26 protein-coding genes, 3 tRNA genes and 1 other RNA gene are annotated in these 24,444 nt (G+C 71.2%); 16 read left to right on the plus strand and 14 right to left on the minus strand.

What is annotated here, in order from left to right:
• Positions 1-10 precede the first annotated feature (10 nt).
• A tRNA-Arg gene (locus tag BLT28_RS29540) sits at positions 11-83 on the plus strand.
• A 70-nt stretch (positions 84-153) separates the two neighbouring features.
• Here BLT28_RS29540 and BLT28_RS29545 read toward each other — a convergent pair.
• The gene (locus BLT28_RS29545) at positions 154-609 is read right to left on the minus strand and encodes a hypothetical protein (protein ID WP_052407002.1); all 456 of its coding nucleotides are present in this window, start codon (positions 607-609) and stop codon (positions 154-156) included.
• Between the two features lie 115 nt (positions 610-724).
• Between BLT28_RS29545 and BLT28_RS29550 the strand changes: the two genes are divergently transcribed.
• Positions 725-1,864, plus strand: a complete 1,140-nt coding sequence (locus BLT28_RS29550) for a hypothetical protein (RefSeq protein WP_052407003.1) — start codon at positions 725-727, stop codon at positions 1,862-1,864.
• 5 nt (positions 1,865-1,869) lie between these two features.
• Here BLT28_RS29550 and BLT28_RS29555 read toward each other — a convergent pair whose 3' ends face one another.
• From BLT28_RS29555 to BLT28_RS42205, 4 genes are read right to left on the minus strand one after another with little or no spacing between them, the layout of a single operon-like run.
• Positions 1,870-2,622, minus strand: a complete 753-nt coding sequence (locus tag BLT28_RS29555; RefSeq protein ID WP_030428114.1) for a hypothetical protein — start codon at positions 2,620-2,622, stop codon at positions 1,870-1,872.
• Between the two features lie 35 nt (positions 2,623-2,657).
• Complete coding sequence (locus BLT28_RS29560; protein ID WP_030428115.1) at positions 2,658-3,458, minus strand: hypothetical protein; 801 nt, start codon at positions 3,456-3,458, stop codon at positions 2,658-2,660.
• Positions 3,458-4,102 carry a response regulator gene (locus BLT28_RS29565; protein ID WP_030428116.1) on the minus strand — a complete coding sequence of 215 codons (645 nt, stop codon included), beginning with the start codon at positions 4,100-4,102 and terminating at the stop codon, positions 3,458-3,460. The genes BLT28_RS29560 and BLT28_RS29565 overlap by 1 nt, the downstream gene beginning before the upstream one ends.
• Complete coding sequence (locus BLT28_RS42205) at positions 4,090-5,391, minus strand: sensor histidine kinase (protein WP_231950476.1); 1,302 nt, start codon at positions 5,389-5,391, stop codon at positions 4,090-4,092. Before BLT28_RS42205 ends, BLT28_RS29565 begins: the two co-directional genes overlap by 13 nt.
• 154 nt (positions 5,392-5,545) lie before the next feature.
• Here BLT28_RS42205 and BLT28_RS29575 point away from each other — a divergent pair, with 154 nt between their 5' ends.
• From BLT28_RS29575 to BLT28_RS29585, 3 genes are all read left to right on the plus strand, one after another.
• Positions 5,546-5,938, plus strand: a complete 393-nt coding sequence (locus BLT28_RS29575) for a trypsin-like serine protease (RefSeq protein WP_030428118.1) — start codon at positions 5,546-5,548, stop codon at positions 5,936-5,938.
• 1 nt (position 5,939) lies between these two features.
• Complete coding sequence (locus tag BLT28_RS29580; RefSeq protein WP_052407005.1) at positions 5,940-6,782, plus strand: S1 family peptidase; 843 nt, start codon at positions 5,940-5,942, stop codon at positions 6,780-6,782.
• A gap of 289 nt (positions 6,783-7,071) precedes the next feature.
• A complete protein-coding gene (locus BLT28_RS29585; protein ID WP_030428120.1) occupies positions 7,072-8,205 on the plus strand; it encodes a thioester domain-containing protein in 1,134 nt (377 codons plus the stop codon).
• A gap of 61 nt (positions 8,206-8,266) precedes the next feature.
• On the opposite strand, the gene BLT28_RS29590 is transcribed toward BLT28_RS29585, so the two are convergent.
• A complete protein-coding gene (locus BLT28_RS29590) occupies positions 8,267-9,652 on the minus strand; it encodes a BNR-4 repeat-containing protein (RefSeq protein ID WP_052407006.1) in 1,386 nt (461 codons plus the stop codon).
• A gap of 269 nt (positions 9,653-9,921) precedes the next feature.
• Between BLT28_RS29590 and BLT28_RS29595 the strand changes: the two genes are divergently transcribed.
• A complete protein-coding gene (locus BLT28_RS29595) occupies positions 9,922-10,524 on the plus strand; it encodes a putative glycolipid-binding domain-containing protein (RefSeq protein WP_043810731.1) in 603 nt (200 codons plus the stop codon).
• On the opposite strand, the gene BLT28_RS29600 is transcribed toward BLT28_RS29595, so the two are convergent.
• From BLT28_RS29600 to BLT28_RS29615, 4 genes are all read right to left on the minus strand, one after another.
• On the minus strand, positions 10,521-10,928 hold the full coding sequence (locus tag BLT28_RS29600) for a nuclear transport factor 2 family protein (RefSeq protein WP_030428123.1): 408 nt from the start codon (positions 10,926-10,928) through the stop codon (positions 10,521-10,523). The genes BLT28_RS29595 and BLT28_RS29600 overlap by 4 nt on opposite strands.
• A gap of 54 nt (positions 10,929-10,982) precedes the next feature.
• On the minus strand, positions 10,983-12,167 hold the full coding sequence (locus tag BLT28_RS29605; protein WP_030428124.1) for a thiolase family protein: 1,185 nt from the start codon (positions 12,165-12,167) through the stop codon (positions 10,983-10,985).
• A gap of 27 nt (positions 12,168-12,194) precedes the next feature.
• Positions 12,195-14,156, minus strand: coding sequence for a serine/threonine-protein kinase (locus BLT28_RS29610; protein WP_156050642.1), 1,962 nt, complete (start codon positions 14,154-14,156; stop codon positions 12,195-12,197).
• A gap of 68 nt (positions 14,157-14,224) precedes the next feature.
• Positions 14,225-15,208 carry a prephenate dehydrogenase gene (locus BLT28_RS29615; RefSeq protein WP_081900108.1) on the minus strand — a complete coding sequence of 328 codons (984 nt, stop codon included), beginning with the start codon at positions 15,206-15,208 and terminating at the stop codon, positions 14,225-14,227.
• Positions 15,209-15,395: 187 nt separating this feature from the next.
• Here BLT28_RS29615 and BLT28_RS29620 point away from each other — a divergent pair, with 187 nt between their 5' ends.
• From BLT28_RS29620 to BLT28_RS29635, 4 genes are all read left to right on the plus strand, one after another.
• Positions 15,396-15,884 (plus strand): tRNA adenosine deaminase-associated protein, encoded by a 489-nt coding sequence (locus BLT28_RS29620; protein ID WP_030428127.1) that lies wholly within the window; start codon positions 15,396-15,398, stop codon positions 15,882-15,884.
• A 4-nt stretch (positions 15,885-15,888) separates the two neighbouring features.
• Entirely contained in the window at positions 15,889-16,371 is a 483-nt protein-coding gene (locus tag BLT28_RS29625; RefSeq protein WP_030428128.1) for a nucleoside deaminase, read from the plus strand.
• Positions 16,372-16,454: 83 nt separating this feature from the next.
• Positions 16,455-16,664, plus strand: a complete 210-nt coding sequence (locus tag BLT28_RS29630; protein WP_030428129.1) for a CsbD family protein — start codon at positions 16,455-16,457, stop codon at positions 16,662-16,664.
• A gap of 48 nt (positions 16,665-16,712) precedes the next feature.
• Positions 16,713-16,799: transfer RNA gene (locus BLT28_RS29635), tRNA-Ser, on the plus strand.
• Positions 16,800-16,923: 124 nt separating this feature from the next.
• Here BLT28_RS29635 and BLT28_RS29640 read toward each other — a convergent pair.
• Complete coding sequence (locus BLT28_RS29640; protein ID WP_030428130.1) at positions 16,924-17,676, minus strand: APH(3') family aminoglycoside O-phosphotransferase; 753 nt, start codon at positions 17,674-17,676, stop codon at positions 16,924-16,926.
• A gap of 127 nt (positions 17,677-17,803) precedes the next feature.
• Here BLT28_RS29640 and BLT28_RS29645 point away from each other — a divergent pair, with 127 nt between their 5' ends.
• The 4 genes from BLT28_RS29645 (at position 17,804) to BLT28_RS29655 (ending at position 20,849) form a co-directional block, all read left to right on the plus strand.
• Complete coding sequence (locus BLT28_RS29645; RefSeq protein WP_043810597.1) at positions 17,804-20,266, plus strand: endonuclease/exonuclease/phosphatase family protein; 2,463 nt, start codon at positions 17,804-17,806, stop codon at positions 20,264-20,266.
• Between the two features lie 114 nt (positions 20,267-20,380).
• A complete protein-coding gene (locus BLT28_RS29650; RefSeq protein ID WP_156050646.1) occupies positions 20,381-20,557 on the plus strand; it encodes a hypothetical protein in 177 nt (58 codons plus the stop codon).
• Positions 20,548-20,637, plus strand: a complete 90-nt coding sequence (locus BLT28_RS40515) for a type II toxin-antitoxin system HicA family toxin (protein WP_197683908.1) — start codon at positions 20,548-20,550, stop codon at positions 20,635-20,637. The genes BLT28_RS29650 and BLT28_RS40515 overlap by 10 nt, the downstream gene beginning before the upstream one ends.
• Before the next feature lie 11 nt (positions 20,638-20,648).
• Positions 20,649-20,849 (plus strand): type II toxin-antitoxin system HicB family antitoxin, encoded by a 201-nt coding sequence (locus tag BLT28_RS29655; protein WP_030428133.1) that lies wholly within the window; start codon positions 20,649-20,651, stop codon positions 20,847-20,849.
• A 68-nt stretch (positions 20,850-20,917) separates the two neighbouring features.
• Here BLT28_RS29655 and BLT28_RS29660 read toward each other — a convergent pair.
• From BLT28_RS29660 to BLT28_RS29670, 3 genes are all read right to left on the minus strand, one after another.
• Positions 20,918-21,002 (minus strand) — tRNA-Ser (locus BLT28_RS29660).
• 46 nt (positions 21,003-21,048) lie between these two features.
• A complete protein-coding gene (locus tag BLT28_RS29665) occupies positions 21,049-21,588 on the minus strand; it encodes an AAA family ATPase (protein ID WP_030428134.1) in 540 nt (179 codons plus the stop codon).
• A 7-nt stretch (positions 21,589-21,595) separates the two neighbouring features.
• Positions 21,596-22,834, minus strand: a complete 1,239-nt coding sequence (locus BLT28_RS29670) for an ATP-grasp domain-containing protein (protein WP_030428135.1) — start codon at positions 22,832-22,834, stop codon at positions 21,596-21,598.
• A gap of 140 nt (positions 22,835-22,974) precedes the next feature.
• On the opposite strand from BLT28_RS29670, the gene BLT28_RS29675 reads away from it, so the two are divergent.
• Both BLT28_RS29675 and ffs read left to right on the plus strand, forming a co-directional pair.
• Positions 22,975-24,270, plus strand: coding sequence for a hypothetical protein (locus tag BLT28_RS29675; RefSeq protein ID WP_030428136.1), 1,296 nt, complete (start codon positions 22,975-22,977; stop codon positions 24,268-24,270).
• A gap of 18 nt (positions 24,271-24,288) precedes the next feature.
• Positions 24,289-24,383, plus strand: an RNA gene (ffs, locus tag BLT28_RS29680) — signal recognition particle sRNA small type.
• Positions 24,384-24,444: the final 61 nt, after the last annotated feature.

Here is a 24,444-nt window from a genome sequence, read left to right on the forward strand (position 1 = left end):
TGAAAAGCCTGCGCTCGTAGCTCAACGGATAGAGCACTTGACTACGGATCAAGAGGTTACAGGTTCGAATCCTGTCGAGCGCGCGTCTGGTTGAGACAGCCGAAAACCCCCTGGCAACAGGGGGTTTTCGTCTTTGTGGGGCCCCTTGGCGGCCTATCGGGCAACGCGCAGGACGGTGTCGGCGAGCTGCCGGGCACCCGGGGTCAGGCCTGTCACCACGATCTCGCCACCGCCGACGAGGGTGATCCGCAGGTGCACGTCCAGCCCGAGCAGCCGGGTCAGCGCGTTGTCCCTGGTGTTGTTGGTGGCGGAGGCGAACTCGTGCCAGCGATAGACGTGGGCCTGCCCGGAGTGCTCGTGCACCAGGCCGCCCTCGTGCAGCAGGAACGCCTCCTCCGGGTGCTTCGCCGCGAGCCGGGCGTGCTTCCAGCCGACCCCCAGGCACGCGAGGCCGAGGATGCCGCCCACGACGGGGCTCGGGAACGGCAGGAAGCAGGCGACCAGGAAGACGACGCCGATCGACAACAGCGCGAAAGCCAGATGGCCGCGCTTGGCGTTGTCCGTCTCGTAGCGCGTGACGCGCGCGCCCAGCTCCCTGCTTCCGGCCACCCGGGGAGACTAGCTGCGCCGTCGCGGGACAGGTCCCGGTTTCCCTCATCGGCACGAGGCTTTCTCCCTCTGCGGCGGGAGTTCGGCGCGCCGCCGCCCGCCGAGACTTCGTGGCGTGACCGATCGAGCACACCAGCGGAGTTCCGCGCTCACCCTTCTCTGGTCGTTGTTCGCCGCGGCGCTCGGCGTGTGGTGGACGATCGACACGTCGGCGTTTCCGTTCGGCGCCAACGACACCCGGCCCGGCGGCGGGTCGCTGCTCGCCGGACTGGACGTGCGCTTCGGCGCGACCGCGGTCCTGGTGCTCGGCGTCGTCGGGATCGTCGCGGCGCTCGCGTTGCGCCGAGGTGCGGGGCGACCAGTGGCTTGGCTGGGCGGCTTCTACGCGGTGCTGTTCGGCCTGTTCGTGCCGGACATGCAGGTGTTGATCCTGGTCGGGTACCTCTTCGCCTTCGCCGCGCCGCTCGCCCTGGTGACCATGCTCGTCGCCGGAGCGCTGAGGAGCTTCCGCCGCGCCGTGGTCGTGATCGGCGGGCTGGCGGTGCTCGGGTCCATCGCGTGGTGGAGCGGAATCCTGGACGGCACGGCGGTTTCCGCGCTCCTCAACGCCGAGAGCGCACCGGAGAACCAGCTGTCGGTGCGGCCGCTCCACATGGTGTTCTTCCTCGTGGGTGGCCTGGTGTGGGGTTGGGCGGCCGTTGTCGGTTTCCGCGCTGGGAAGGGACGCTGCGGCTCGTGCGGGCGTCCGGGTGCGCGCTGGACGGAGCCGGACGCGGCAGCCCGCTGGGGCAAGTACGTCACCATCGCCGCCGCGTTGTGCCCGTTGCCGTACGGACTCCTGCGGATGTCGTGGCTGACCCCGGCGCCGGTGCTGGGGCCGGGCAATGTCGCGGAGTCGCCGGGAATCCGGTTGATGGGGCTGCTGCTGGGATTCGCCGCGATCGGCGGGAGCGTGCTGACGCTCGGGCTGATCCAGCGGTGGGGGGAGATCTGGCCGCGGTGGGTGCCCGTGCTGCGCGGCCGTCCGGTGCCGATCGCGTTCCCGGTGACCTTCGGCGCCCTGATCGCCGCGGTGATGGCGTTCGCCGCCGTGTCGTTCGGGATCATGTCGCTGTCGGGGCCGAACCCGCAACCGTTGATGCTGCTGGTCTTCCCGTTCCCGCTGTGGGCGCCGCTGCTGGCAGCCGCGGTTCTGGCCCACTACTACCGCCGCCGCCCGGCCTGCCGCCACCACGCGGTGGCGGCGGACCGGTGAGCGGCCTACTCGTCGTCCGAGCCGAAGCCGTCAGGGCCGAACCCGTCCGGGAACGCGGCGCTGGCGGCCAGCTCGAAGGCGGCGGAGCGGGCGACGATCTCCATCGGCGCGTCCGCGAGGTTCCACTCCACCATGTCGAGCACGTCCGGGTTGCCGGAGACGCGGTCGCGCAGCTCCTCGGCGTCCACGTCCTCACCGCGCAGCAGCGCCACCGCGATCCACGCGGCGGCGCCCAGGTCGCCGCCCTCGGTCGCGATCTTGGCGAACTCCTCGACGTGCAGCGGGGACACCGCGTCCGGGGCGACCGTGGCGAGGGCGATCATGCCCGCGGCGTCCCGGTCCAGCGTCAGGTGCTCGAAGAGCGCGGGCGCGACGGCGGCGACGGCCGCCCTGGCCGCGAGCACGGTCTCGGGGATGTCTGTCTCCGCGCCCGCCTCGTCGTAGGAGGCGCACACGATCTCCGTGCCGTTCTCGGAGAACGCCGAGGTGGTGTTGGCGATCCCGGCGACGAAGAAGGTCAGGTGCGCGCGGATCTCCGGGTCCAGGCCCGGACGGGGGAGCAGCTCGGCGAGCAGCGGCACGACGTGCGGCGTGGCGTCGGACAGCGTGTCCTGGTGCAGCAGCCGGCCGTAGAGGTCGTTGATCGCCGACTGGCGGCCGTCCTCGTCCGCGCCGGTCAGCGCGTCCAGCAGGGCCGGAACCTCGGTCGCGGGCCCATAGGCGTCACGCAGTCCGCTCCAGTCAAGAACCCCGGTCACTTTTCCTCCTGGCCTCACCGATGTGACGGCCGAGGCTAGTGGATCACCGAAGGCCGCCACGACAGGGTGACAACGTCGTCCCCGGACGAACCGAGGTCGGGTGGCCGGTGCGGGTCGACACCGAGCCGCCGCAGTGCTCTGTCCACTTCGGACAGACGCTTCGGTGGCAGGCACAGCCGCCGCCGGGTGACCTCGACGAGCGTGTCGAAGTCGGCGTGCTCGGCGGCCGGTTCCCGTCTCCAGCTCTCGATACGCGGCTCGATACCCAGCTCCCGCAGGCAGTCCGCGAAGTCGTCCGCGGTGGGGCCCTCGGGTCGCTCGATGCCGTGGAAGTGCCGCCAGAGCGGGTTCAGCGCGGTCAGCGGGTGCCGCTCCGCCGTCTCCACCACGACGAGCCGCCGCGCGTGCCCGTTCAGCGCGGTCACGAAGGGCTCGAGGTCGGCCACGTTGTAGACGACGTGGCCGCACACCACCACGTCCACCACCGGGCAGCCGGGGGCGACCTCCGGCCAGTGGCCGAGCACGGTCCGGGCGTCCGCCCGCCGAATGAGTTCCGCGAGCAGTTCGGCGTCCCCGTCCACCGCCACGAGTTCGGTGACCCCGCGCAACGGGACGCTGGCAGCGCCCGCCGCCGCTCCGACGTCGAGCACGCTGCCGCCCGCCCCGAGAGCTTCCTCGGCCAGCCGCAGCGATGCGCCCTCGCGCCGCTCCAGCTGTCGGTCACAGCGCCGGACGAAGACCTCGCGCGGCAGCACCCACGGCGACTCGGCCTGGCCGATCCCGGCCGGGATCGCCCACGCCGCAAGGCAATCCCGCCACCGCTGCAGAGCAGTCATCAGCTCTCAAGATAGCGGAGCACGGCGAGCACGCGCCGGTGATCGGAGCTCGCGGGCGGGAGGTCGAGCTTGCCGAGGATGCTGCCGACGTACTTCTCCACCGCCCGCTCGGTGATGGTCAACGCCGCCGCGATGCCCGCGTTGGAGCGGCCTTCCGCCATGAGCTGCAGCACCTCCCGCTCGCGCGGGGTGAGCGGGGCGAGGGGGTCGTCGCGCCGGTTGCGCGCCAGGATCTGCGCGATCACGTCGGGGTCGAACACCGCACCGCCCGCCGCGACCCGGTGCAACGCGTCCAGGAAGTCCGCGACTTCGGCAACGCGGTCCTTGAGCAGGTAGCCGACGCCGTTGAGATCGCCGCCGATCAGGTCGGCCGCATAGCGCTCCTCCACCCACTGCGACAGCACCAGCACGGCGGTCCCGGGCTCCGACTGCCTGATCAACAAAGCGGCGCGCAGCCCCTCGTCGGTGAAGGTCGGCGGCATCCGCACGTCGACCACCGCCACGTCGGGCCGATGCGTGCGAACCGCGCGCAACAGCTGCTCGGCATCGCCGACCGCCTCGACGACCTCGTGCCCGTTCTCCGCTAGCAGCAGAGTCAGCCCGGTGCGCAGCAGCGCGGAGTCCTCGGCGATCACGATGCGCACGGCAGCTCCATGGTGAGGGTGGTCGGCCCGCCGTCCGGGCTGTCGACCTTGAGGGTTCCGTCAACGCCGCGCGCACGGTCGGCCAGCCCCGCGAGGCCGTGCCCCGGCCGGACGACGGCGCCGCCCGAGCCGTTGTCCCGCACGGTGGTCCGCAGGACCGCACCGGAGCGCTCCACGGTCACCGTGATCCGGCTGGCGTCGGCGTGCCTGGCGATGTTGGTCAGTGCCTCGGCGACCATGAAGTAGGCGATGGCCTCGATCGTCTTCGGCGGCCGGTCGGGCACGTCGTAGCGCACGGTCACCGGGACGGGGGAGCGCGCGGCGAGGCCGGACAGCGCCGCGTCCAGACCGCGATCGGCGAGCACCGGGGGGTGCAGGCCGCGGACCAGGTCGCGCAGTTCGGTGATGGCCTCCTTGGCCTCGTTGTGCGCCTGTTCGAGCAGCGCGCTCGCGCCGTCCGGGTCGTTGTCCTTCTTGCTGCGCGCCCGCCCGAGCGTCATGGCCAGCGACACCAGGCGCTGCTGGGCTCCGTCGTGCAGATCGCGCTCGATCCGCCTGCGCTCGGCCTCCACCGAGTCCACCGTCGCGGCCCTGCTGACCTCCAGCTCACCGACGCGCTCGGTCAGCTCGTGCACCTTGCTGCCGCGCAACAACAACTCCGCGAGTCCGATGTGGACGTTGGCGAAGGCGCGCCAGAGCAACGGTGCGGCGAGGACCAGGGTCGAGCCCAGCACGACGCACAGCGGCCCGTTGACGGCGACCTCCACGGGGCTGGACAGGAAGGCGAACCCCGGCTCGGGTTCGGCGGTGAGCATCATCCGCAGCGCCTCGGAGACCAGCACGATCCCGATGCCGATGCCGAACAGCGGCACCACGAGGGTCAGCCAGGCCAGCGGCAGCCGGATGACGTTGTACGCGACGAGCTGCCAGAACCCGGAGTCGGTGAGCAGCGCCCGCGCGGCGCCGAGCATCGAGGTGCCGGAGAGCCGCGTGCGCGGGGAGATGCGGATGTCGACGCCGAAGACCCGGCGCAACCACGTGGCCTCGGTCCGCGCCGCGCTGATCAGCAGATCGCCGGTGACCACGAACAGCGGCACCCCGAGCAGCAGGAGCGGGATCGTCACCAGGGAGGCGGCCAGCCCCGCCGCGGCCGTGAACGCGGTCAGCAACGCCCACCAGGGGGCGAGCAGCAGGTGCACCGCGCTCAGCCACGCCCGTCTGCCGAACGCGTAGCGGAGCGCCGTGCCGATTCGACGAGGCGCCTCGGCGGCAGCCAGTTCACCACTCACGGAGATCATCCTTCTGCGAGCCGTTGACCTGCGCCAACCAGCGAGCACGTGGGTTCGTACACCTGCTAGCACCCCTGTCGATCCCGGTGTTGGCCCCGCAGACCGCACCGCCTTCCGCGACCACACTCGACGACGTGACGGGGAGGAGACGCCGATGCGGACGACGACTGTCCTACCAGGACTGCTGGCGCTGGCCGCACTGGTGCTGGCCGTCCCCTTCACCCGTGGCGGCAAGGAGTTCGTCGCATCGCTGCGCAGCGCGGCCACCGGCGCGCACCTGTGCGACGCCACGGCGGTGTCGCCGGAGTGGCTGGTGACCTCGGCGCACTGCCTGGAGTCGCGTGAGCCCGCGCAGCTGACCGTGCGGATCAGTGCGCGGCACGGCTCCGGCGGCGCGACCCTCGGCGTCCGTGAGCGGATCACCCACCCCGACCACGACATCGCCCTCGTCCGGCTGAGCGTGCCGGTGTCGATGAACTCCGCCATCCCCGCGGCCGCGAACCCCTATCGCGACTGGATCACCCACCACCTCTCCAAGGAGCTGTGAAGTGCGGAAGCCCCTCGTCCTCGGGTTGCTCGTCGCCGCGGTCGCGGTCGTCGGCGCGGCCCCGGCCGGAGCCGTCGTCGGCGGGACCAAGGCCGACCAGCCGTACCCGTTCATGGTGTCGCTGCAGAACCCGCAAGCCCCTGGGGGCAAGCACTTCTGCGGCGCTTCCGTGCTGGCGCCGAGGTGGTTGCTGACCGCGGCGCACTGCGTCGACAACGCGGGCAACGTGGCCAAGACGACCGTGCGGGTGGGCTCGGACCGCAGCGACGCGGGTGGCCGCATCGTGAAGCTGGAGAAGGTCGTCCTGCACCCGGACTACATCCGCAACGGCCCTGCCGGGGCGCACGCCGACATCGCGCTGGTCCACCTCGTCGATCCTGTTGACCTGCCTGCGATCCCGGTGGCGGCCACACCCGGTGAGGGGAGCGCGGTGCGGGCGATCGGCTGGGGACGGACCTGCGCGAAGGAGACCGAGGTCAACTGCCCGCTGCCGTCCCCCTCGTTGAAGCAACTGGAGATGAAGGTCGTCGAACCGAAGTCGTGCGACCGAATGTCCACAGGGGACACCTGCCTGAACTCCGTCGAGGCCGGCGGAGCCGTCTGCTTCGCCGACTCCGGCAGCCCGCTGCTCGTCAAGGCGGGCACGGGGTGGCGGATCGCCGGTGTCGCCAGCCGGTTCGGTGCGCCGGACGGCACCGACAGCTGCGACTCGCCGACGTCGATCTACACCGACGCGCACGCGGTCCGGGACTGGATCGCGACCACGGCCGGGATGCCGGTGCAGCGAAGCACGCGAAGTGGATTCGGAAACGGTTCCGAAGCGCTTTCGCCGCGTTACAGGTAAAGCGGATTTTCGTCCGATTAGCCCAAATGTGCCGAGGCTGTCCTGGGCTTTGTGGCGGACGTTCGGCTTTCGTTACCGAGCGTGAAGATCATTTTCCCGCTATGGGGTACCCCCGTCTTCCTGGTTTGACACGAACGAGTATTGTTCGGCCGGTCGTTCCGCGAACCTGGTATTTCTCGCCGAGGAACTAGCCCGAACGGGCTAACCGGCTCGACGTCGAGCGACTGGGAACAATTCCAAACCCTTTAAGCCCCGTTTCCGGGAGCGATCCCGAGCGGGAAGGAGAGTTATGGCATCCGGGTTGCGTTCCGCGCGTCTCGGCGCAGTGCTGCTCAGCACCGCGGCGATCACCCTGGCCGTCGCGGGTCCGGCGTTCGCCGAAGCCGCCAAGGCCAAGGTCAACCACTCCGCCAACGTCGACGGCCTGCACGTCAAGCTGACCGACGGCAACTCCTGGCACGCCAAGCTGCTGGGCGTGGAGCTGGAGGACGGCACCAAGGTCAAGACCTACTGCGTCGAGCTGACGGTCAACAACGTCAACGGCGCCCCGCTGGTCGAATCGCCCTGGGAGAAGTACCCCGACAGCTCCAAGGGCTTCAAGACCCAGCCGGACAAGGTCAACTGGATCCTGCACCACTCCTACCCGGCCGTGTCGAACCTGGCGGAGCTGGCCAAGGCCGCGGGCAGCGGCCCCCTGGACGAGCGCGAGGCCATCTCCGGCACCCAGGCCGCGATCTGGCACTTCAGCAACAAGGTCGGGCTCAGCGACAAGCCGGGTGACAACCCGGCCGACGTCGTCGCGCTGTACAAGTACCTGACCGGTCCGAAGAACGTGGGCATGAAGAACCAGCCCGCGCCCGCGCTGAACGTCGAGCCCGCCGAGAAGTCGGGCGTCGCGGGCAAGCCGGTCGGTCCGTTCAAGGTCAACACCACCGCCGACAAGGTCAACGTCGAGGTCAAGGGCGACGCGGGCGCCAAGCTCGTCGACGCCAAGGGCGCGGCGATCACCTCGGTCGCCAACGGCGGCGAGGTCTTCGTGTCGGTCCCGGCCGACGCCAAGGCCGGCAAGGCCACCATCGACTTCAGCGCCAAGGCCACCCTGCAGAAGGGCCGCCTGTTCGTCGGTGACGGTGCCCGCACCCAGACCCTGATCCTGGCCCAGGCGGAGAACACCAAGGTCAAGGCGAAGGCCAAGGCGGACTGGAAGGCGGCCCCGGTCGTCACCACCAGCCCGACCCCGACCTCCACCGTGGTCCCGACCACCGGCCCGACCACGGCGCCGACCACCTCCACCACCCCCGGCAACCCCGACGACCTGGCCAACACCGGTGCGTCGATCCTGTTCCCGGCGATCCTCGGCGGCGTCCTCGTCGCCGGTGGCGCCACCGCGCTGGTGCTCCAGCGCAAGCGCAAGAAGGCCTGACGGCCGACTGAGCTGACCTGAGCGGGGCCGTGTCCACTGTGGACACGGCCCCGCTTCGTCGTCACCGCAGGACGCAGCCGAGCACGGGCAGCTGGACGCGGCAGGCCCTGATCCCGGCGACGGTGATGTCGCCGTCGGCCACCTTCACGTCGCGGTCGCTGGAGGCGCCGGTGGCGATGATCCGCGCCGGGTCCCGGAAACCGGTGACGACCTCGACCCGCTGCACGGGCTTCGCGGTCGGGATCACCGTTTCCGCCTGCCAGCGCCGCCCTTCCGCGAGCAGGAAGGTCTCGATGCCCGGCTTGCCCTCGCGGGTGGCGTACACCCGCCAGGCCGAGCCGTCGACGCGCTCCGCCTCGCGCAGGCGCAGCCCGGTGGCGATCTCCGAGGTCTCCCAGCGGTTTCCGGTCCAGACGGAAGCGAAGTCGTGCAGCACCTTGTCGTCGTCGCCGGTGAACCACAGCAGGAACGGCCGGTTGCCGTTCGCGCCGACGAGCTGGATGTAGTCCGGCGACTTCATTCCGCCCGGCAGCACCAAGGGGGTCTCGGCGACTTTCAGGTGCTGTTCCTGGTCGGCGTCGTCGATCTGGGGGCCCAGGTCGCGCCCGCCCGCGGAATGGAACGTGCGGGTGGCCGGGTCGAACCACGCGTAGTAGACGTTGCGGTGGTAGCGGTCGTGTTTGTGACCTTCCGGGCCGCCGCCTGCGAGCGTGTAGACGATGTGCACGCGCTCCCGGCCGCCGAGCCGCTCGTAGCGCATCTGGCCGATGTAGATCTCGTTCATGTTGTCCGCGCGGGCGGTCGAGCCGATCGCGAACGGCTTCCCGGTCAGCTGTTCGGAGTTGCGCCACGTGCGCCCGTCGTCGGTGGAGACCACGTAGCGCATCGGCCGCGTGTCGGTGGGCACCGACGGGTCCAGCTCCTGGGTGGTCTCGCGGAAGAACACGTAGATGTCGCCGTTGGCGGTCTTGAAGGGCATCGGGTAGCTCGCCGCCTCGCCCTGCGCGATCTCCGTCTGCGTCCAGCCGTCGGCGACCGAGTGCGCGCGGTTGGAGCGGGTCATCACCAGCGCCTTGTTGTGCACTCCCTGGAAGACCAGCACGTGCCCGTCGTCGGCGAGCAGCACCGTGGGGTAGTTGTGCGGGTCGGACTCGCCCGCGGCGATCTTCTGCGGCGGGCTCCACGTGCCGCGGCGGTGGTCGTACGCCTGCACGTAGTTGTCCGCGTGCTGGCCGGACCAGGTGATGTAGGTGGCGCCTGCCACCGGGTCGTGCACCGCGCCCGCCATCGGCCTGCGGTCGGTGCGCGAGGCCACCGTCCTCGCCGTGGTGGTCGTGGTGAACTCCGGGGCGGGCCGCGCGGCGACGGCGGCCGCGGCGGCCGGTGTTGCGGTGACCGTCGCCGCGAGCAGCGACAACGGCACGAGGACGCGAAGCAATCGCGACATTGGCGGGGACCTCCTGGTTGCGACCCCTGCGGGGCCGCGCTCCAGGCGGCGGCAAGACATCGTCGCACGTGGCTACCGGCGCGGGCCACCACGGAGGTAGCGTGATCTTGCCTCGGCCCTGGTGACGCACCGCCACGGATGGCGGGGCCGGTCGGGTCGGCGATGGGAACGCCCGGGTGAAGTCGAGTACGCTGCGTTGCTGGTGCTCGGCGCACACCGATCGTGACCAGGCCGGGCCGGAACGCGGGGACGCACGAGGAGCGATGAGCGTGTCGAACACCACTCCCGGCCAGCGCCGTCCGTTGCTGCTGACCTGGCAGGGCGTAGGCGCCCCCCGCCTGGAGTCGGCCCGGCTGCTGCTCTCCGACAACCGCAGACTGCGCGCCGCCGGGCGGATGATCGCCCCGCGGACCAGGGAGGCCGAGGCCTTCAACGCCACCTACGACGTGACGGTCGGCGAGAACGGCGTGGTGAAGCGGGTCTTCCTGCACAGCATCACCGCCGAGGTCGAGCGCCAGCTGTCGTTCAGCCGCTCCGAGGACGGTTTCTGGCTGATGGACCGCGGCCAGGGCGCGCAGCGCACCCAGTTCGACGGGGCCGCCGAGGTCGACGTGCAGCACTGCGTGCTGTTCAACACGCTGCCCGTGCGCAGGCTCCAGCTGCACCAGGAGGCGGGCGAGCACGACCTGCCGATCGCCTACGTGAGCCTGCCGGACCTCACCGTCGAGATCAAAAGGCAGACCTACCGCACGGTCTCGGTCGGCGACAGCACTTCGGTGGTCAACTACTCCTCCGAGGGCTTCAGCTCCGACATCACCGTGGACCGCGACGGCATCGTGGTCGACTACCCCGAGATCGCCCGCCAGATCTAGCGCGTGGCCTCGGCGATCGCGGCGGTGTCCCAGTAGAACGGGCGCACCTCGCTGATCCGGCCGTCCCGGAACCCGATCGTCTGCAAGATCGGGAACTCCAGCACGCGCCCTGTCGCGCGCGCCCGCGCCCGCACATCGGTGAGCACCACGATCGGCTCGCCGGTTGACAAGAAGCGCTGGCGCACCATCTCGAAGGACCCCCAGGCGGCGCTCATCGCCAGGAAGAACCGCTCCATCCCCGCGTGCCCGCGCCACTCCCCGCCGTAGGGCAGCGCGTCGGCCTGGCGCAGCACGACGTCCTCGGCGAAGAACGGCGCCAGCTCGGCGAAATCCGCCCTGCCCGGTCCACCGGCGGCCAAGTACCGGGACTCCGCCGCGTACATCCCCTGCAACACGTCCAACATGGCTCAAGCCTCGCCCGCGCCGCCTCGCGGTTCTGGCGGGAATCCGCCGTCGCTTCAGGTGCGCACGGCGATGGCCTGGGCCTGGCCGACCGCAACACAGCTCACCGCGACGCCGATGCCGCCCCCGCGCGCACGGAGGTGACGGCACAGGTCGGCGAGCACCCGCAGCGTCGAGGCGCCGAGCGGATGCCCGTAGGCGATCGCCCCGCCGTGCACGTTCACCCGTTCCGGCGCGATCTCCGGCAGATGCCGCAGCAGGGCGAGCACCACCGCCGCGAAAGCCTCGTTGATCTCCCAGAGCGCCACGTCCTCGGCCGCAACGCCCAACCTGGCCAACAGCTTCCGCACGGCCGACGCTGCGGCGCCGAGGAAGTTCTGCGGCTCGCACGCGACGACTGCGCTGCCGGCGAGCTCTCCGAGCGGCCGCACCCGGAGTTCCGCCGCGGTCCGCTCAGTTCCGAGCAAGAGCGCGACCGCTCCGTCGTTGAACGGGGAGGAATTGCCCGCCGTCACCGGTCCGTCCGTGGAGAACGCCGAGTTCAGCGACGCCAGCTTCACCGCGCTGGCCTCCGGCCGGACCGACTCGTCGCGCCGCACCGGATGCGCCGAGTCCGGGGCCAGCACCGGGAACACGAAGCCGTCGTGCACGCCGGCGTCCCAGGCCGCGGCCGCCCTGCGGTGCGAGCGCAGGGCGAACTGGTCCATCGCCGTCCGGTCGATGCCCAGCTCCGCCGCGGCGCGCTCGGCGGCCAGTCCCATCGGCACCGTCCACTCAGGACGCATGCGCCGGTTCACCAGGCGCCAGCCCAGCGTCGGCACCAGTTCCATCCGGTCCGGCATGGCCCGCTCGGGCCGGGGCACCACGAACGGCGCACGGCTCATCCCCTCGACGCCGCCCGCGATCACCACCTCGGCGTCGCCCGCGGAGATGGCGCGCCCCGCCTGCACGACAGCCTCGCCGCCGGAGGCGCACAGCCGGTTCACCGTGGTCCCCGGCACGGTCACGGGCAGGCCCGCCAGCAGTGCGGCCATCCTGCCGATGTTGCGGTTCTCCTCGCCCGCCCCGTTGGTGTTGCCGTAGACCACGTCGTCGACGCGGGCCGGGTCCAGGGTGGCGGAGTGCCGCCGCATCAGCTCGGAGATCGGCAGGGCGGCCAGGTCGTCCACCCGGACTCCGGACAGGCCGCCCCGGTACCGGCCGAACGGCGTGCGTGCTGCGTCCAGGATCAGCGCGGGCATGTCCCCATGCTGCCGTCTCCCGGCCGGTTACGCGGGCCCGAGCAGGAACGAGACGAACGCCTGCGCTGGTGGGGTCGTCGGATTCACCCCGATGGCCCGCACCTCCACCGTGTGCGGTCCGAACGGCAGGTCGGTGGTGTTCAGCCCGAACCGCCACCGCCCCGCGACACCGGGACCCTGTTCGGCTGTCGGCAGCCGGGCCACCCGCTCGTTGTCCACGAACACCTCGATCCCGGCCAGCGGAGCCAGCTCCCCGGCGGCGATCTGCGCTGCCGGGCCGTCCAGCTCGACCGCCAGCACCACCCGGCCCGGGGTCAGGGTCTTGCCCGGCACCAGTGGCCGCGCCGAGGCGTCCAGCAGCTCCGCCCGGGGCTCCGCGAGCAGTGGCGGGGTCCGCTGCACCAACGGGCGCCTGGACTGCGTCGCGGGCGGGTCGACGCGCGCGCCGGGCTCAGGGAAGACCTCGATCCCGACCTGCATGACCTCCAGCGGTGCCTCGTACTCCACCACCACGCTCAACGTGTTCAGCTCACCGCTGACCACCAGGGCGTCGTTCGGCAGGTCCGCGACGACCGGGAAGCCGACCCCGGGAACGATCTCGGTCCTGGGCACGGCGAGCCGCACGGGAACGCGGACCGCACCCACCCGCACCGTCATCTGGTCCAGCCGCACCGCGGCCCGCGACAGCAGGGTGAGCCTCAGCTGGGCGCCGGAGTACTGGGCCAGCTGACGCCCGTCGATCGGGCGTTCCAGCGGTTCTCGCGCGGTGCCCTGCACCCAGTTGAGACGCGGCTGCACCGCGGCCGGAGGGGGCGATGTCGGCGCGCCGAGGAAGCCGACCAGGTCCACCGTGCTGCGCGTCGGCCCGGAGCCGCGGCCGGTGAAGCCGAGCAGCACCGTGGCCTCCCGCCAGTTCACCACGATGTTCGCGGCGGCCACGGGTTGCTTGTCCCGCAACACTTCCACCCGGTCGGCGTAGACGACGACCTCCCAGCGCTGGCGCACCCGGATCGGCATCGGCGGCAGGGTCGCGGGCACCGAGCGCGGGGCGATCACCGCGGCCGAGCGTGGTGTGCCCGGCGGCACCAGCAGCTGCGCGCTCCCGCTGTCGCCGAACGCGGTCGCCCGAAGGCGCACGGTTCCCGGCGGCAGCGACTGGTCCTCGACCGCCTCGGTCGGCCGCGTCGAGCCCTCGACCTCCTTCACCGTGCCCAGCACGAGGTCCACCGGTCCCGGCACCAGGTCGATGGTGAACTGCTGCGCGGTACCGGAACCGTCGGTCTCCACCACGGCGCGGCCGAGTTCACCGTTCGGCTGCGGGGTCTGCGCCAGCCGGAACGGCGTGCGCGTGCGCAGCGTCGCGGGCTCGGTGCCGCAGTTGCCGGTGATCACCAGCTGCCCGGCTTCCTCGCCCTCGCCGGGCAACGCCGTGCCGCAGGACCCGCGGTGGCCCAACCGCCAGTTGTCCGTGATGGTCCTGGGATCGTCGAACGCGTCGACGTAGCTCCACGGTTCGAGCAGCGGGTACGGCTCCGGCCGCCCGGACCCGCCAACGGGCGCCGAACGCTGCCCGAAGGAGTCCACCGAGCGCACCTCGACGCGGTACTCGGCCCCGTTCTCCAGCCCGCTGATCTGGACGAGCGAGCGGGCCACCAGCCGCGAGTGCTCCAGCGCTGTGCCCTTGCCCCACCGCACCTCGTAGCCGACCGCGCCCGCGGGCACGACGCCGTCGGAGAGCGAGTCGCCCCACCGCAACAGCAGCTGGCGCGGACCGGGCTCGACGGAGAGCACCGACACGGCGGCCGGGGGAGCCTGCGGGATCGGCAGGATCGCGCCCGCCGTGGCGAAGCGCTCCAGCTGGCGGGGCGCGGTGTGCCGAGGTCCCTGCCGCACCGGCTCCGTGCCGTCACCGGTGGATCGCAGCACCGCGACCGCACCGACGAGGAGAACCGCCGCTCCGAGCAGCACAACGAGACGCCGACGTTCCACCCGGCCACGCTAACCGCGAACGTGACCCGGGTCACCACTGTTTGCCGAGCCGCAATGCTCGGCGATCTTCAGATGGGCCAGTCGGCGTACTCGCCCACCGCGGTCATCCCGTCCAGCGAGGTGATCCGGCCGCCGAGGATGCCGAGGCTGCGCAACAGCTCCATCGCCTCGGGGGCGGTCAGGTCCACACTGGTCAGCGGTTCCGGGGCCTGTTCGCGTCCGGCCTCCCACGCCCGCCGCGCCCGGTACCCGGACTCCAGCGTCGCGCCGAGCGAGCCGGTCGAGGCCAGCGAACCGCGGGCCGCGCCGAGCCGTCCGAGCGCGTCGTCGACCGCGTCCAGCAGCGCGTCGCGGTTGCCCTCGCACATCGCCTTCACCAACGCCGGGTCGCTGCCCGCGACGCGCGTGCCGTCCGCGAAGGAACCCGCGGCCAGCGCCATGGCCATCGGCCCGCCGTCCGCGCCGACCGCGGCGAGCACCGCCGCCAGCACGTGCGGCAGGTGGGAGATCCGCGCGACGGCGGCGTCGTGGTCGCCTTCGCCCGCGGGCACCACGTAGGCGCCGCACTCCAGCGCCAGCGTGGCGACCTCGGCCCAGACGATCGGGTCGGTGCCCTCGTCCGCGGCCACCACCCACGCCGCGCCTTCGAAGAGTTTGGCGTCGCCCGCGGCCCAGCCCGAGTCGGCCTTGCCCGCCATGGGGTGCCCGCCGACGTAGCGGGCCTCCGGCGTGTAGCGGCGGACCGCCTCGGCGATCGGGCCCTTCACGCTCATCACGTCGGTCAGCCTGGTCTTCGCGGCGAACCGGTTGACCACGGTCAGCACGTCCGGCGCCGCGGTCAGCGGGACCGCCAGCACGATCAACGAGTCCCGTTCGGCGGCGTGGATCACCGCCTCGTCCACCGTCGACACCACGGTGAAGCCGTCGGCTTCCGCGGCGGCCCGGTCAGCGGCGGAGGCCGCCGTGCCGAACACCTGGTAGCCGGCGGCGGCCGCGGCGCGCAGCACCGATCCACCGATGAGACCCAACCCGATCACACACACCGAACGCACTCAGCCATCCTGCCGGTAGCCAGGCCCGGGCGGCAGTAGGCGGGTGGGTCGAACCTTCACCCGATCACGTGAGCTGTCCTCCTCAGCGCGCCGCAAACCACCCCGGGGCCTGCCGTATCGGGAATTCGCAGGTCCTCGAAGCCGCTCTCGGCTTTCGGCAGGGCGCGAATGCGCCTAGCGTATGGATATGGCGGTGCAAGAACCGATCGGGGGAATTGCCGTCGCCGTCGTCCGCGAGGACGGACGGTGGCGATGCAGCCCTATGGACAGCTCGGTGCTCACCGACCTCGACAAGGCGATCACCGAGCTGCGCGGGCTGCGGTCGACGGGTGCGGTGTTCGGCCTCCTCGATGTCGACGACGAGTTCTTCGTTGTTGTCCGCCCGACGCCGGGCGGAGTGGACCTGCTGCTCTCCGACGCGGGAGCGGCGCTGGACTACGACGTGGCGGCGGACGTGCTCGACCTGCTGCGGGTCGACCCGCCCGATCCGGACGACGAGGAGATCTGGCCGGAGGGCGACGCAGGCCTGCTCGCCGACCTCGGCATGCCGGAGCCGGAGCTGCGCCTGGTGGTCAACGAGGTCGACCTCTACCCGGACGAGCAGCTGCGCATGATCGCCCAGCGCTGCGGCTTCGTCGACGAGTTCGACAAGGTCGCAGAGCCGCTGCTGGCCTGAGCGCATGACACCGTTCGCCACCCCGGCCGACCGGGAGCTGATCCGCGTCGCGATCGAGGTCGCCCGCACCGCGTCCGCCTCCGGCGACGTGCCGATCGGCGCGGTGGTCGTCGCCCCGGACGGCACCGAGCTGGCGCGTGCCCGCAACGCCCGCGAGGAGCTGGGCGATCCCACCGCGCACGCAGAGGTCCTCGCGCTGCGCGCCGCGGCCGCCCGCAACGGCGACGGCTGGCGGCTGGAGAACTGCACGCTGGCCGTGACCGTCGAACCCTGCACCATGTGCGCGGGCGCGCTCGTGCTCGCACGGATCGGTCGCGTGGTCTTCGGCGCGTGGGAACCGAAGACCGGCGCGGCCGGGTCGCTCTGGGACGTGCTCAGGGACCGCAGGTCCAACCACCGGCCCGAGGTGGTCGGCGGCGTTCTGGAAGCCGAATGCGCCGAGCTGATGAACGATTTCTTCTCCGCTCCTTCTCACCGGTCCGAGTGATCCGGGCCACGAAGCCGTGATGGCTTTCCCGGCGCGGGCATCTCTCACATGTCCCTGCCACAACACGAGGAGGAGAAACCGCCGTGAGCGTTTTCGACAAGGCCAAGGACAAGGCCGAGCAGCTCGTCGGTCAGGCGAAGGAGGGGCTCGGCAAGCTCACCGGGAACGAGGAGCTGGAGAACGCGGGCAAGCGCGACCAGCTCTCGGGTGAGGTCAAGGAGGCCGGTCACGACCTGAAGGACAAGGCCGCGGGCGTGGTCCAGGACGCCAAGGACAAGCTCTCGGGCAAGTAGCCAGGGGGCCGTGCGAACACGGCAGGAAGCTCGGGTAGGCTGTCCCGCGGTAGCGTGTCCGAGCGGCCGAAGGAGCACGCCTCGAAAGCGTGTGAGGGTTCACGCCCTCCGTGGGTTCAAATCCCACCGCTACCGCTCAGCGAAGGCGACGGATGTCCGCGGAAAGCGCGGACCCGTCGCCTCGCCTGTTTCTGGGGGTGCAACCCCCAGGCCCCGCCCGGCGGGCTTCGCCCCCGGACCCCCGGCTGCGTCTACTGGCTCAGAAGAACTCGTCGAGCAGTCGGTAGAACTCCAGCCGCTCGGGATCAGGCACCTCGCCGTACGCCTCGAAGAACATCCCGGCGTTGGCCGGGCCCAGGCTCCGTGCGGTCAGCGCGAGGTCGTTGTAGCGGTCCGCGATCCCGAGCCGCCCCACGTCGATCAGCCCCGTCACGGTGAGGGTGTCCGGATCGAGCAGCACGTTCGGCGTGCACAGATCGCCATGGCAGACAACGAGGTCCTCGCGGTCGGGGCGAGTCGCCTCGACCTCCTTGATCAGGTCCAGCGCCGTCCGGCCGAGCCGGTGCTGGTCGAAGTCGGTCTCGTCGACGAGTCCGGCCTCGGCGTTGCTCCGCGCCTGCGGGACGACCACGTCGAGCGTGCGGTCGAAGGGGCAGTCCGCCACCGGCAGCGCGTGCAGCGCCCGGGCGATCTCGGCCAGCGCGGTGATCTGACCGGCGGTCCAGAGCATCTCGTCGCCGCCCAGTTCGGCGAGCGACTTCCCGGGCACCGCCGTGGTCACCATCCAGCTCGCCCTGTCGTCACCGCCGAGTTCGACCACCTCCGGCGCGGGCAGGCCCTGCGCCCGCAACCAGCGCAGACGTTCCGCTTCCTCGAACAGCTCGGTACCGCCGTCGACGGACTTCAGGAAGTGGTCGGTCGGGCCCGAGAGGCGCCAGACCCCGGCTCCGGAACGGCCGATGGTCACCTGCTCCCAGGTGTGCCGGTCGTAGCGGGCGTGCAACTGCTCCATCACTCTTCCAGCATCGCTGACCACGCAATCGGTTTCGAACCGGTGGCAAGTTGTTGCATAAGCGCCTATCCAAGTTCACCCCGTCGGGGAAAGATTCCTCCTCCCGAATACCCGTACGGGAGGACGCGTGACCCCGCACCGCCGCCGAACCACCCTGTCGGCTCTGGCAGGCACCACCCTGCTCGTCGCACTCGCCCCAGCCGCCGCGGCGGCTCCGTCGCCGGACGCGGTCATCGCCGAGGTCTACGGCGGTGGCGGCAACGCCGGGGCCACGCTGACCACGGACTTCATCGAGCTGAGCAGCCCGTCCGCGGTCTCGCTCGACGGCTGGAGCGTGCAGTACCTGCCCGCGTCGCCGTCGCCGACCAGCCGGTGGCAGGTCACCAAGCTCTCCGGGAGCATCCCCGCGGGCAAGCGCTACCTGGTCGCGCAGGCCAAGGGCGGTGGCGGCACGGTCGCGCTGCCGACCCCGGACGCGACCGGCACCACCAACATGTCCGGCACCGGGGGCACGGTCGCGCTCGTCACCAACGACCAGCCGCTGACCTGCCTCACCGCGGCCGACTGCGCCGCCGTGCCCGTGATCCGCGACCTGGTCGGCTTCGGCGCCGCGGTGGTCCGCGAGGGCACCGCCGCCCCTGCCGCGAGCAACACCACCTCGGTCGCGCGCAAGGCCGACACCGACGACAACTCCGCCGACTTCACCGCGGGCGAGCCGACCCCGGAGAACAGCAAGGGCGAGCGCCCCGGCGGCGGCGAGCCCGGCCCGGCCCCGGAGAAGGCCCGCATCCACCAGATCCAGGGCACCACGAGGCTGTCCCCGCTGGTGGGCAAGCAGGTCATCGACGTGCCGGGGGTCGTGACCGCGGTCCGCGCCTTCGGCTCCTCCCGCGGTTTCTGGATCCAGGACGCGCAGCCCGACACCGACCCGCGCACCAGCGAGGGCCTGTTCGTCTTCACCGGCACCACCACGCCGAACGTCAAGCTCGGCGACGCGGTCCTGGTGGCGGGCAAGGTCGCCGAGTTCTACCCGCTGGCCAGTGGGGAGACGGTGGCCACCACCGCGAACCAGTCGATCACCCAGCTCACGGGCGCGCAGTGGACCGTGCAGTCCGGTGGCAACGCCGTTCCCGCCGCGGAGCTGCTCAAGCCCGACACCGTGCCGGTGTCGATCGCGCCGAGCCCTGGCGGCAACATCGAGGCGCTCGCCCTGGAGCCCGCGAAGTACGCGCTCGACTTCTACGAGTCCCGCGAGGGCATGCGGCTGCGGGTCGACGACGCGCGCGTGGTCGGAGCGACGGACGACTTCAACGCGCTGTGGGTGACCAGCAAGCCCGGCCAGAACCTCACCGTGCGCGGCGGTTCGAACTACCAGTCCTACGCCGACGCCAACACCGGCCGGATCAAGATCGAGTCGCTGATCCCGTTCGCGGAACGGCCGTTCCCGGTCGCCAACGTCGGGGACAGGCTGACCGGTACGACCGAGGGGCCGCTGGACTACAGCCGCTTCGGCGGGTACGTGCTCCAGGCCAGTGCGCTCGGCGAGCACGTCGCGGGACCGGTCGCGCCGGAGTCGACCCGCAAGCAGCGCGAGCACGAGCTGGCCACCGCGACCTACAACGTGGAAAATCTGTCCACAAAGGACACCCAGGCGAAGTTCGACCGGCTCGCCGGGGCCGTCGTCCGCAACCTCGCGTCCCCGGACATCGTTGCGCTGGAAGAGATCCAGGACGACAACGGTTCCACCAACGACAGCGTGGTCTCGGCGGGGGAGACGCTGCGCCGCTTCACCGACGCGATCGCTGCCGCCGGCGGCCCCCGCTACGAGTGGCGCCAGATCAACCCGGTCGACGACGCCGACGGCGGCCAGCCGGGCGGCAACATCCGGGTCGCCTTCCTGTTCAACCCGAAGCGCGTGTCCTTCGTGGACCGTCCGGGCGGGGACGCGGTGACCCCGGTGACCGTGCAGCGCGAGCACGGCCGCGCCAAGCTCAGCGCGTCGCCCGGCCGGATCTCCCCGACCGACCCCGCCTGGCAGGCCAGCCGCAAGCCCCTGGTCGGCGAGTTCCGCTTCCCGGCCCAGGGACCGTTGCAGCGCAGCGTGTTCGTCATCGCCAACCACTTCAACTCCAAGGGCGGCGACCAGCCGCTGCACGGCCGCATCCAGCCGCCGGTGCGCTCCAGCGAGACCCAGCGCGTCGCCCAGGCGAAGCTCGTCCGCGGCTTCGTCGACAGCCTGATCAAGGCCGAGCGCAACGCCAACGTCGTGGTTCTCGGCGACCTGAACGACTTCGTGTTCTCCCCGGCCGTGCAGACCCTGGTCGGCCCGAAGGCGCTGGCCGCGCCGATGGACCGGCTGCCCTCCGGTGAGCGCTACAGCTACGTGTACGAGGGCAACTCGCAGACCCTGGACCACATCCTCGTCGGCAGCCGCCTGCTCAAGCGCGCGGACCTGGACGTGGTGCACATCAACGCCGAGTTCCACGACCAGGCCAGCGACCACGACCCGCAGGTCGTGCGGTTCCTCCCGCGCACCGGCGTCGACTGGCTCGACGACCTGGAGGAGTTCCTGCACGGCCTGATCCCCTGATAGCACGCCCTCCGGCCCGCTCCCGCACCCCGGGCGCGGGCCGGAGTCGTATCAGCACATCGAGGGAAGCTTTGCCGGCGCGGCAAATGCTTCTTCGTTGAGAGGGTGCTGGGCGTGTGCGACGACGGAATCCGCAAACCCCTCTTCGCGGCCGCTCAGATCCTCCGGGAGGAGGACGCGGGCGTGCCCACCCTCGACGACGAAGCCGCGCTGGACGTCTTGATCAACCTGTCCGAAGCCCTGCTCCTGCTGCTGCACGCCAGGCGCGGCCCGGAGTCGCCGTGCCGCTGAAGGTCAGTGTGCCGGGCAAGCCCAGCACCGACGTGCCGATCGGTACCGAGCGCAGTATCCGCAAGCAGGCTGGTATCTGATGGAGGCGACAGTGAGCACCTACGCCATCATCATCGAACGCGCCGAAACCGGTGGCTACGGCGCGTGGTGCCCTGATCTCCCCGGGTGCGTGGCCGTTGCCGACGATCAGGACGAGTGCCTGCGCCTGATGCGCGAGGCCGTGGAGTTCCACCTCGGGGGAATGCGTCAGAGCGGCGAGCCGATCCCGCACCCGACGACGATCGCAGCCTGATCGACAGCCACTGAACCCGCACAGAACGACGAAGGCCCCGGGCGCCTGAGCGTCCGGGGCCTTGTCCGCGGAGGATGCGGGATTTGAACCCGCGAGGGTTTTACCCCAACACGATTTCCAATCGTGCGCACTAGGCCACTATGCGAATCCTCCGTCGAAGACTTTACCGGAGGAGGGTGGTGCCGCCCAAAACGGGGGGTCAGGCGGGGTCCGGCAGTCGGTAGGCGCCGCGGGCGATCCCGGCGAGCACGACCGTGGCGGTGGCGTCCGCGTCGAGGTCGGCGGAGTCGACGGCGTGGTGCTCCCACTCGCCGAGGTCGGCGAACTGGCGGTGCAGCTCCCGCACCGGCTCCTCCTCGGTGAGCGCGTCCTCGCCCCGGGCCACGGCGCGGGCGACGGTGGTCCCCTCGTCCGGTCGCAGCACCACGTAGTGCACGGCGATCTCGTTGCCCGCTCGGCGGAAGGGGTCCAGGAACCACGGTCCGACCACGCCGTCGCAGATCACGTCGTAGCCGCCCGCGGCGTAGCCGAACGCGGCGCTGGCGATCACCCCGGTGACGACCCGGTTCTGGTGCTGGGCCTCGGGCAGGTACGGCAGCACGGCGCCGCGCCGGATGCAGGCGTAGAAGTCGTCGGTGTGCAGGTGCACGCTCGCCGAGAACTCGTCGGCCAGCAGGCGGGCCACGGTGCTCTTGCCCGCCCCGGGCGGTCCGCTGAGGAGGATGACCTGTCCGCTCATGCCCTGATCATGACGGCTCGACGCGCAGTTCGGCTTCGATTTCCCGGAGCAGGGCCTCGTCCGCGGCGACGGCGTCGGGGTCCTCCGAGACGAGGAAGACGTGGCCCAGACTGGTCCACAGGTCCTCCGTGCGGGTGACGCGCGAGCCGTTCCGGTGCGGGATGACCACCTTGTGGAGGGTCGGCAGCAGCTCCCACAGCTGGTTGAGCCGGTCGGCGTTGCGCAGGACTCCCGAGTCGGGGGCGGAGAGGTACACCGAGCGCGCGTGGCGCAGGAGCCGGTAGTCCTCGATCGCCCCCTCGCCGTCCACCCAGTGCCGCACGGTGCGCTCCACCTGCGAGTCCCCGACGGCGAGCCGGGACAGGTGCTGCTGGTCGCCGCCCGCCAGCCGCGCGCCGACCTCGATCAGCCGGGGGCCGGACGAGGTCACCATCACCTCGATGTGCCCGGGGCCGTTGCGCACGCCAACGGCGTCGAGCACGCGCCGCGCGTAGCCGAACACCTCGGTGACGGCCGGGTCCTCCGGTGGGACCACACCGGCGGACAGGTAGACGCCGAGCCGGTTTCCCGCGGCGCGCTTGTCGTAGCGCCACACCGAGACGAGGCCGTGCGCGCCGTCGACCGAGTAGGTGTCGATGGCGTACTCCACGCCCTCGGCCAGCTCCTGCGCGAGCACGCGGGTGTTGACCAGCTCCAGGCGGTTGACGGCACCGAGGATGCGGTGGAACGGCGCCCGCCAGTCCTCGCCCTCCCGGACGATGAACACGTCGTCCGCCCCTGCGCTGTTCTGCGGCTTCAGCACGATCGCCGAGTCGTCGAATTCGTTGGCGCGCAACCACTCCGCGACCTCGTCGGCGCTGGACGCGCTCAGCTGGCGCAGGTGGGGCACACCGGCGTCGGCCAGCGCGACGCCCATCAGCCACTTGTCGCGCCGAGCCGACGACAGCTCCGCCACGTTGCTCTGCCCCGGGACGACCAGCTCGGAGAGGTGCTCGGCGGCCTCGACCCCGGTCTCGGTCCCCGGCAGCACGCACAGCGGGTCCAGCTCGCGCAGCCGCCTGGCGAGCTTGTCCACGTCGTCGAGGACGAAGACCTCGGTGAAGTTCTCCGGGTGCCAGGTGCCGGCGAAGGACGCGGTCGGCTCCGGCGTCGTGAGCACCGCGACCGAGGAGACGCCGCGCTCGGCGAACGCGGGGGCGAGGGCACTGCCCGTGGAGTACGGGTCGACGAGTACCACGTTGCGCATCGGCGCAGGCTAGCGAGATAGCCGTGAACAATTCACCTTGAGTTCGCCGTGGGCCGGACAGATGTGACAGAGACCTCCGACCGGCTGATTTCACCGGTCACGCCGGGCGGCGCGGACATGATCGGGTCACTGTTTCGCCCATGGAGCGGGACAGGTCCGGTCTGCATCGCTGGTTGATGCGTGCCACGGCCGCGCTGTGCGCGCTCTCGGGCGCGGGTCTCCTGGCGGCACTGGCCCTGGCGGACCGCCCGCGGCTGTCCGCCCTGGTCGGCTGCGGGGTGGTGTTCCTGTCGGCGCTCGTGGTGTTCGTCGTCCGCCCCTTCGGGCGCGAACCCCGGCACTACTGGGTCTGTTCCGCGGCGGTCAGCGCGTTCTGCCTGGCCGGGCTCGTGGGTACGTGGCACCTCGTGCACGAGGACGACCACCACGTGGTGATCGGCGCCGAGGTCACCTCCGCCGAGATGGTGGAGACCTACCTCGCGCAGGAACTGCCCCGGGGCAGCGCGCCCTGGCGCGTGCCGACCGGCGTCTACCTGGAGTCGATCCAGTTCGCCAACAGCAATGAGGTCAAGGTCAGCGGCTACGTCTGGCAGCGCTACAGCGACGACATCCCCGCGTCCGTCTCGCGCGGGGTGGTGCTGCCGGAGGCCGACGACTCCTACCCGGCGAAGCAGGCGTACCGGCACCGCGAGCCCGGGGCCGAGGTGATCGGCTGGTACTTCAAGACCTCGTTCGTCCAGAAGTTCGACTACACGCGCTACCCGCTGGACCGGCAGGACGTGTGGATACGGATGTGGCACCCGGACCTGGACCGCCGCGTCGTGCTCACCCCGGACTTCGGCGCGTACCCGCGTCCGTGGCAGGCCAGCGCGATGCACGGGCTGGACCCGCAGTTCGTCACCGCGCGCTGGCAGCCGCAGTCCACCCTGTTCAGCTACTCGCGGCACGACTACACGACGAACTTCGGGCAGGGGCGCTACGCGGACCGGCCGCCGTTCCCCGAGCTGTACTTCAACCTGCTGGTGAGCCGCCAGTTCCACGGACCGCTGTTCGAGACGCTGGTGCCGACGGGGTTCATCGCGGTGCTGGTGTTCGCGGCGCTGTTCGTCACCACCCGCGGCGACGAGCTGCGCAGGACCTTCGTCGGCTTCACCTCGTTCGGGGTGATCAGCTTCGCGGTGAGCATGGTGCTCGTGGTCGCCGTCCGGCAGAACGCGATCAGGGAGGCCACGGCGGCGCCCGGCATCGTGTACCTGGAGTACTACTCGTTCGTGCTGTACCTGGTGGTGCTGCTGAGCGCGATCAACGCCCTCCTGGTCACCGCGCGCAACCCGACGCTGGTGGTGCGCTGGCGGGACAACCTGCTGCCGAGGATCGCCTACTGGCCGGTGTTGTTCGGGTTCTCGCTGGCAGCGACCCTGTACACGCTGGGGTGAGCGGCGCGCTACACTGATCGTGGACCCCATGCGGTGCGCATCTCGTGAACCTCCCCAGGGCCGGAAGGCAGCAAGGATAAGCGGGCTCTGGCAGGTGCGTGGGGTCCCCTTTCATGTCTCCGTCTTCTCTGTCCCCATCGGCCCGGATTCCCCCGTTGTCGGTGCCCGCCAGTA

Source organism: Allokutzneria albata, from assembly GCF_900103775.1.
Lineage (GTDB): Bacteria > Actinomycetota > Actinomycetes > Mycobacteriales > Pseudonocardiaceae > Allokutzneria > Allokutzneria albata.

Bases quoted from the DNA above. Each gene is read 5' to 3' on its own strand.
- BLT28_RS29585 (WP_030428120.1), top strand. From the start codon at position 7,072: ATGGCATCCGGGTTGCGTTCCGCGCGTCTCGGCGCAGTGCTGCTCAGC.
- BLT28_RS29600 (WP_030428123.1), bottom strand. From the start codon at position 10,928: ATGTTGGACGTGTTGCAGGGGATGTACGCGGCGGAGTCCCGGTACTTG.
- BLT28_RS29620 (WP_030428127.1), top strand. From the start codon at position 15,396: ATGGCGGTGCAAGAACCGATCGGGGGAATTGCCGTCGCCGTCGTCCGC.
- BLT28_RS29675 (WP_030428136.1), top strand. From the start codon at position 22,975: ATGGAGCGGGACAGGTCCGGTCTGCATCGCTGGTTGATGCGTGCCACG.
- BLT28_RS29560 (WP_030428115.1), bottom strand. From the start codon at position 3,458: ATGACTGCTCTGCAGCGGTGGCGGGATTGCCTTGCGGCGTGGGCGATC.
- BLT28_RS29625 (WP_030428128.1), top strand. From the start codon at position 15,889: ATGACACCGTTCGCCACCCCGGCCGACCGGGAGCTGATCCGCGTCGCG.
- BLT28_RS29605 (WP_030428124.1), bottom strand. From the start codon at position 12,167: ATGCCCGCGCTGATCCTGGACGCAGCACGCACGCCGTTCGGCCGGTAC.
- BLT28_RS29575 (WP_030428118.1), top strand. From the start codon at position 5,546: ATGCGGACGACGACTGTCCTACCAGGACTGCTGGCGCTGGCCGCACTG.
- BLT28_RS29670 (WP_030428135.1), bottom strand. From the start codon at position 22,834: ATGCGCAACGTGGTACTCGTCGACCCGTACTCCACGGGCAGTGCCCTC.
- BLT28_RS29590 (WP_052407006.1), bottom strand. From the start codon at position 9,652: ATGTCGCGATTGCTTCGCGTCCTCGTGCCGTTGTCGCTGCTCGCGGCG.
- BLT28_RS29665 (WP_030428134.1), bottom strand. From the start codon at position 21,588: ATGAGCGGACAGGTCATCCTCCTCAGCGGACCGCCCGGGGCGGGCAAG.
- BLT28_RS29640 (WP_030428130.1), bottom strand. From the start codon at position 17,676: ATGGAGCAGTTGCACGCCCGCTACGACCGGCACACCTGGGAGCAGGTG.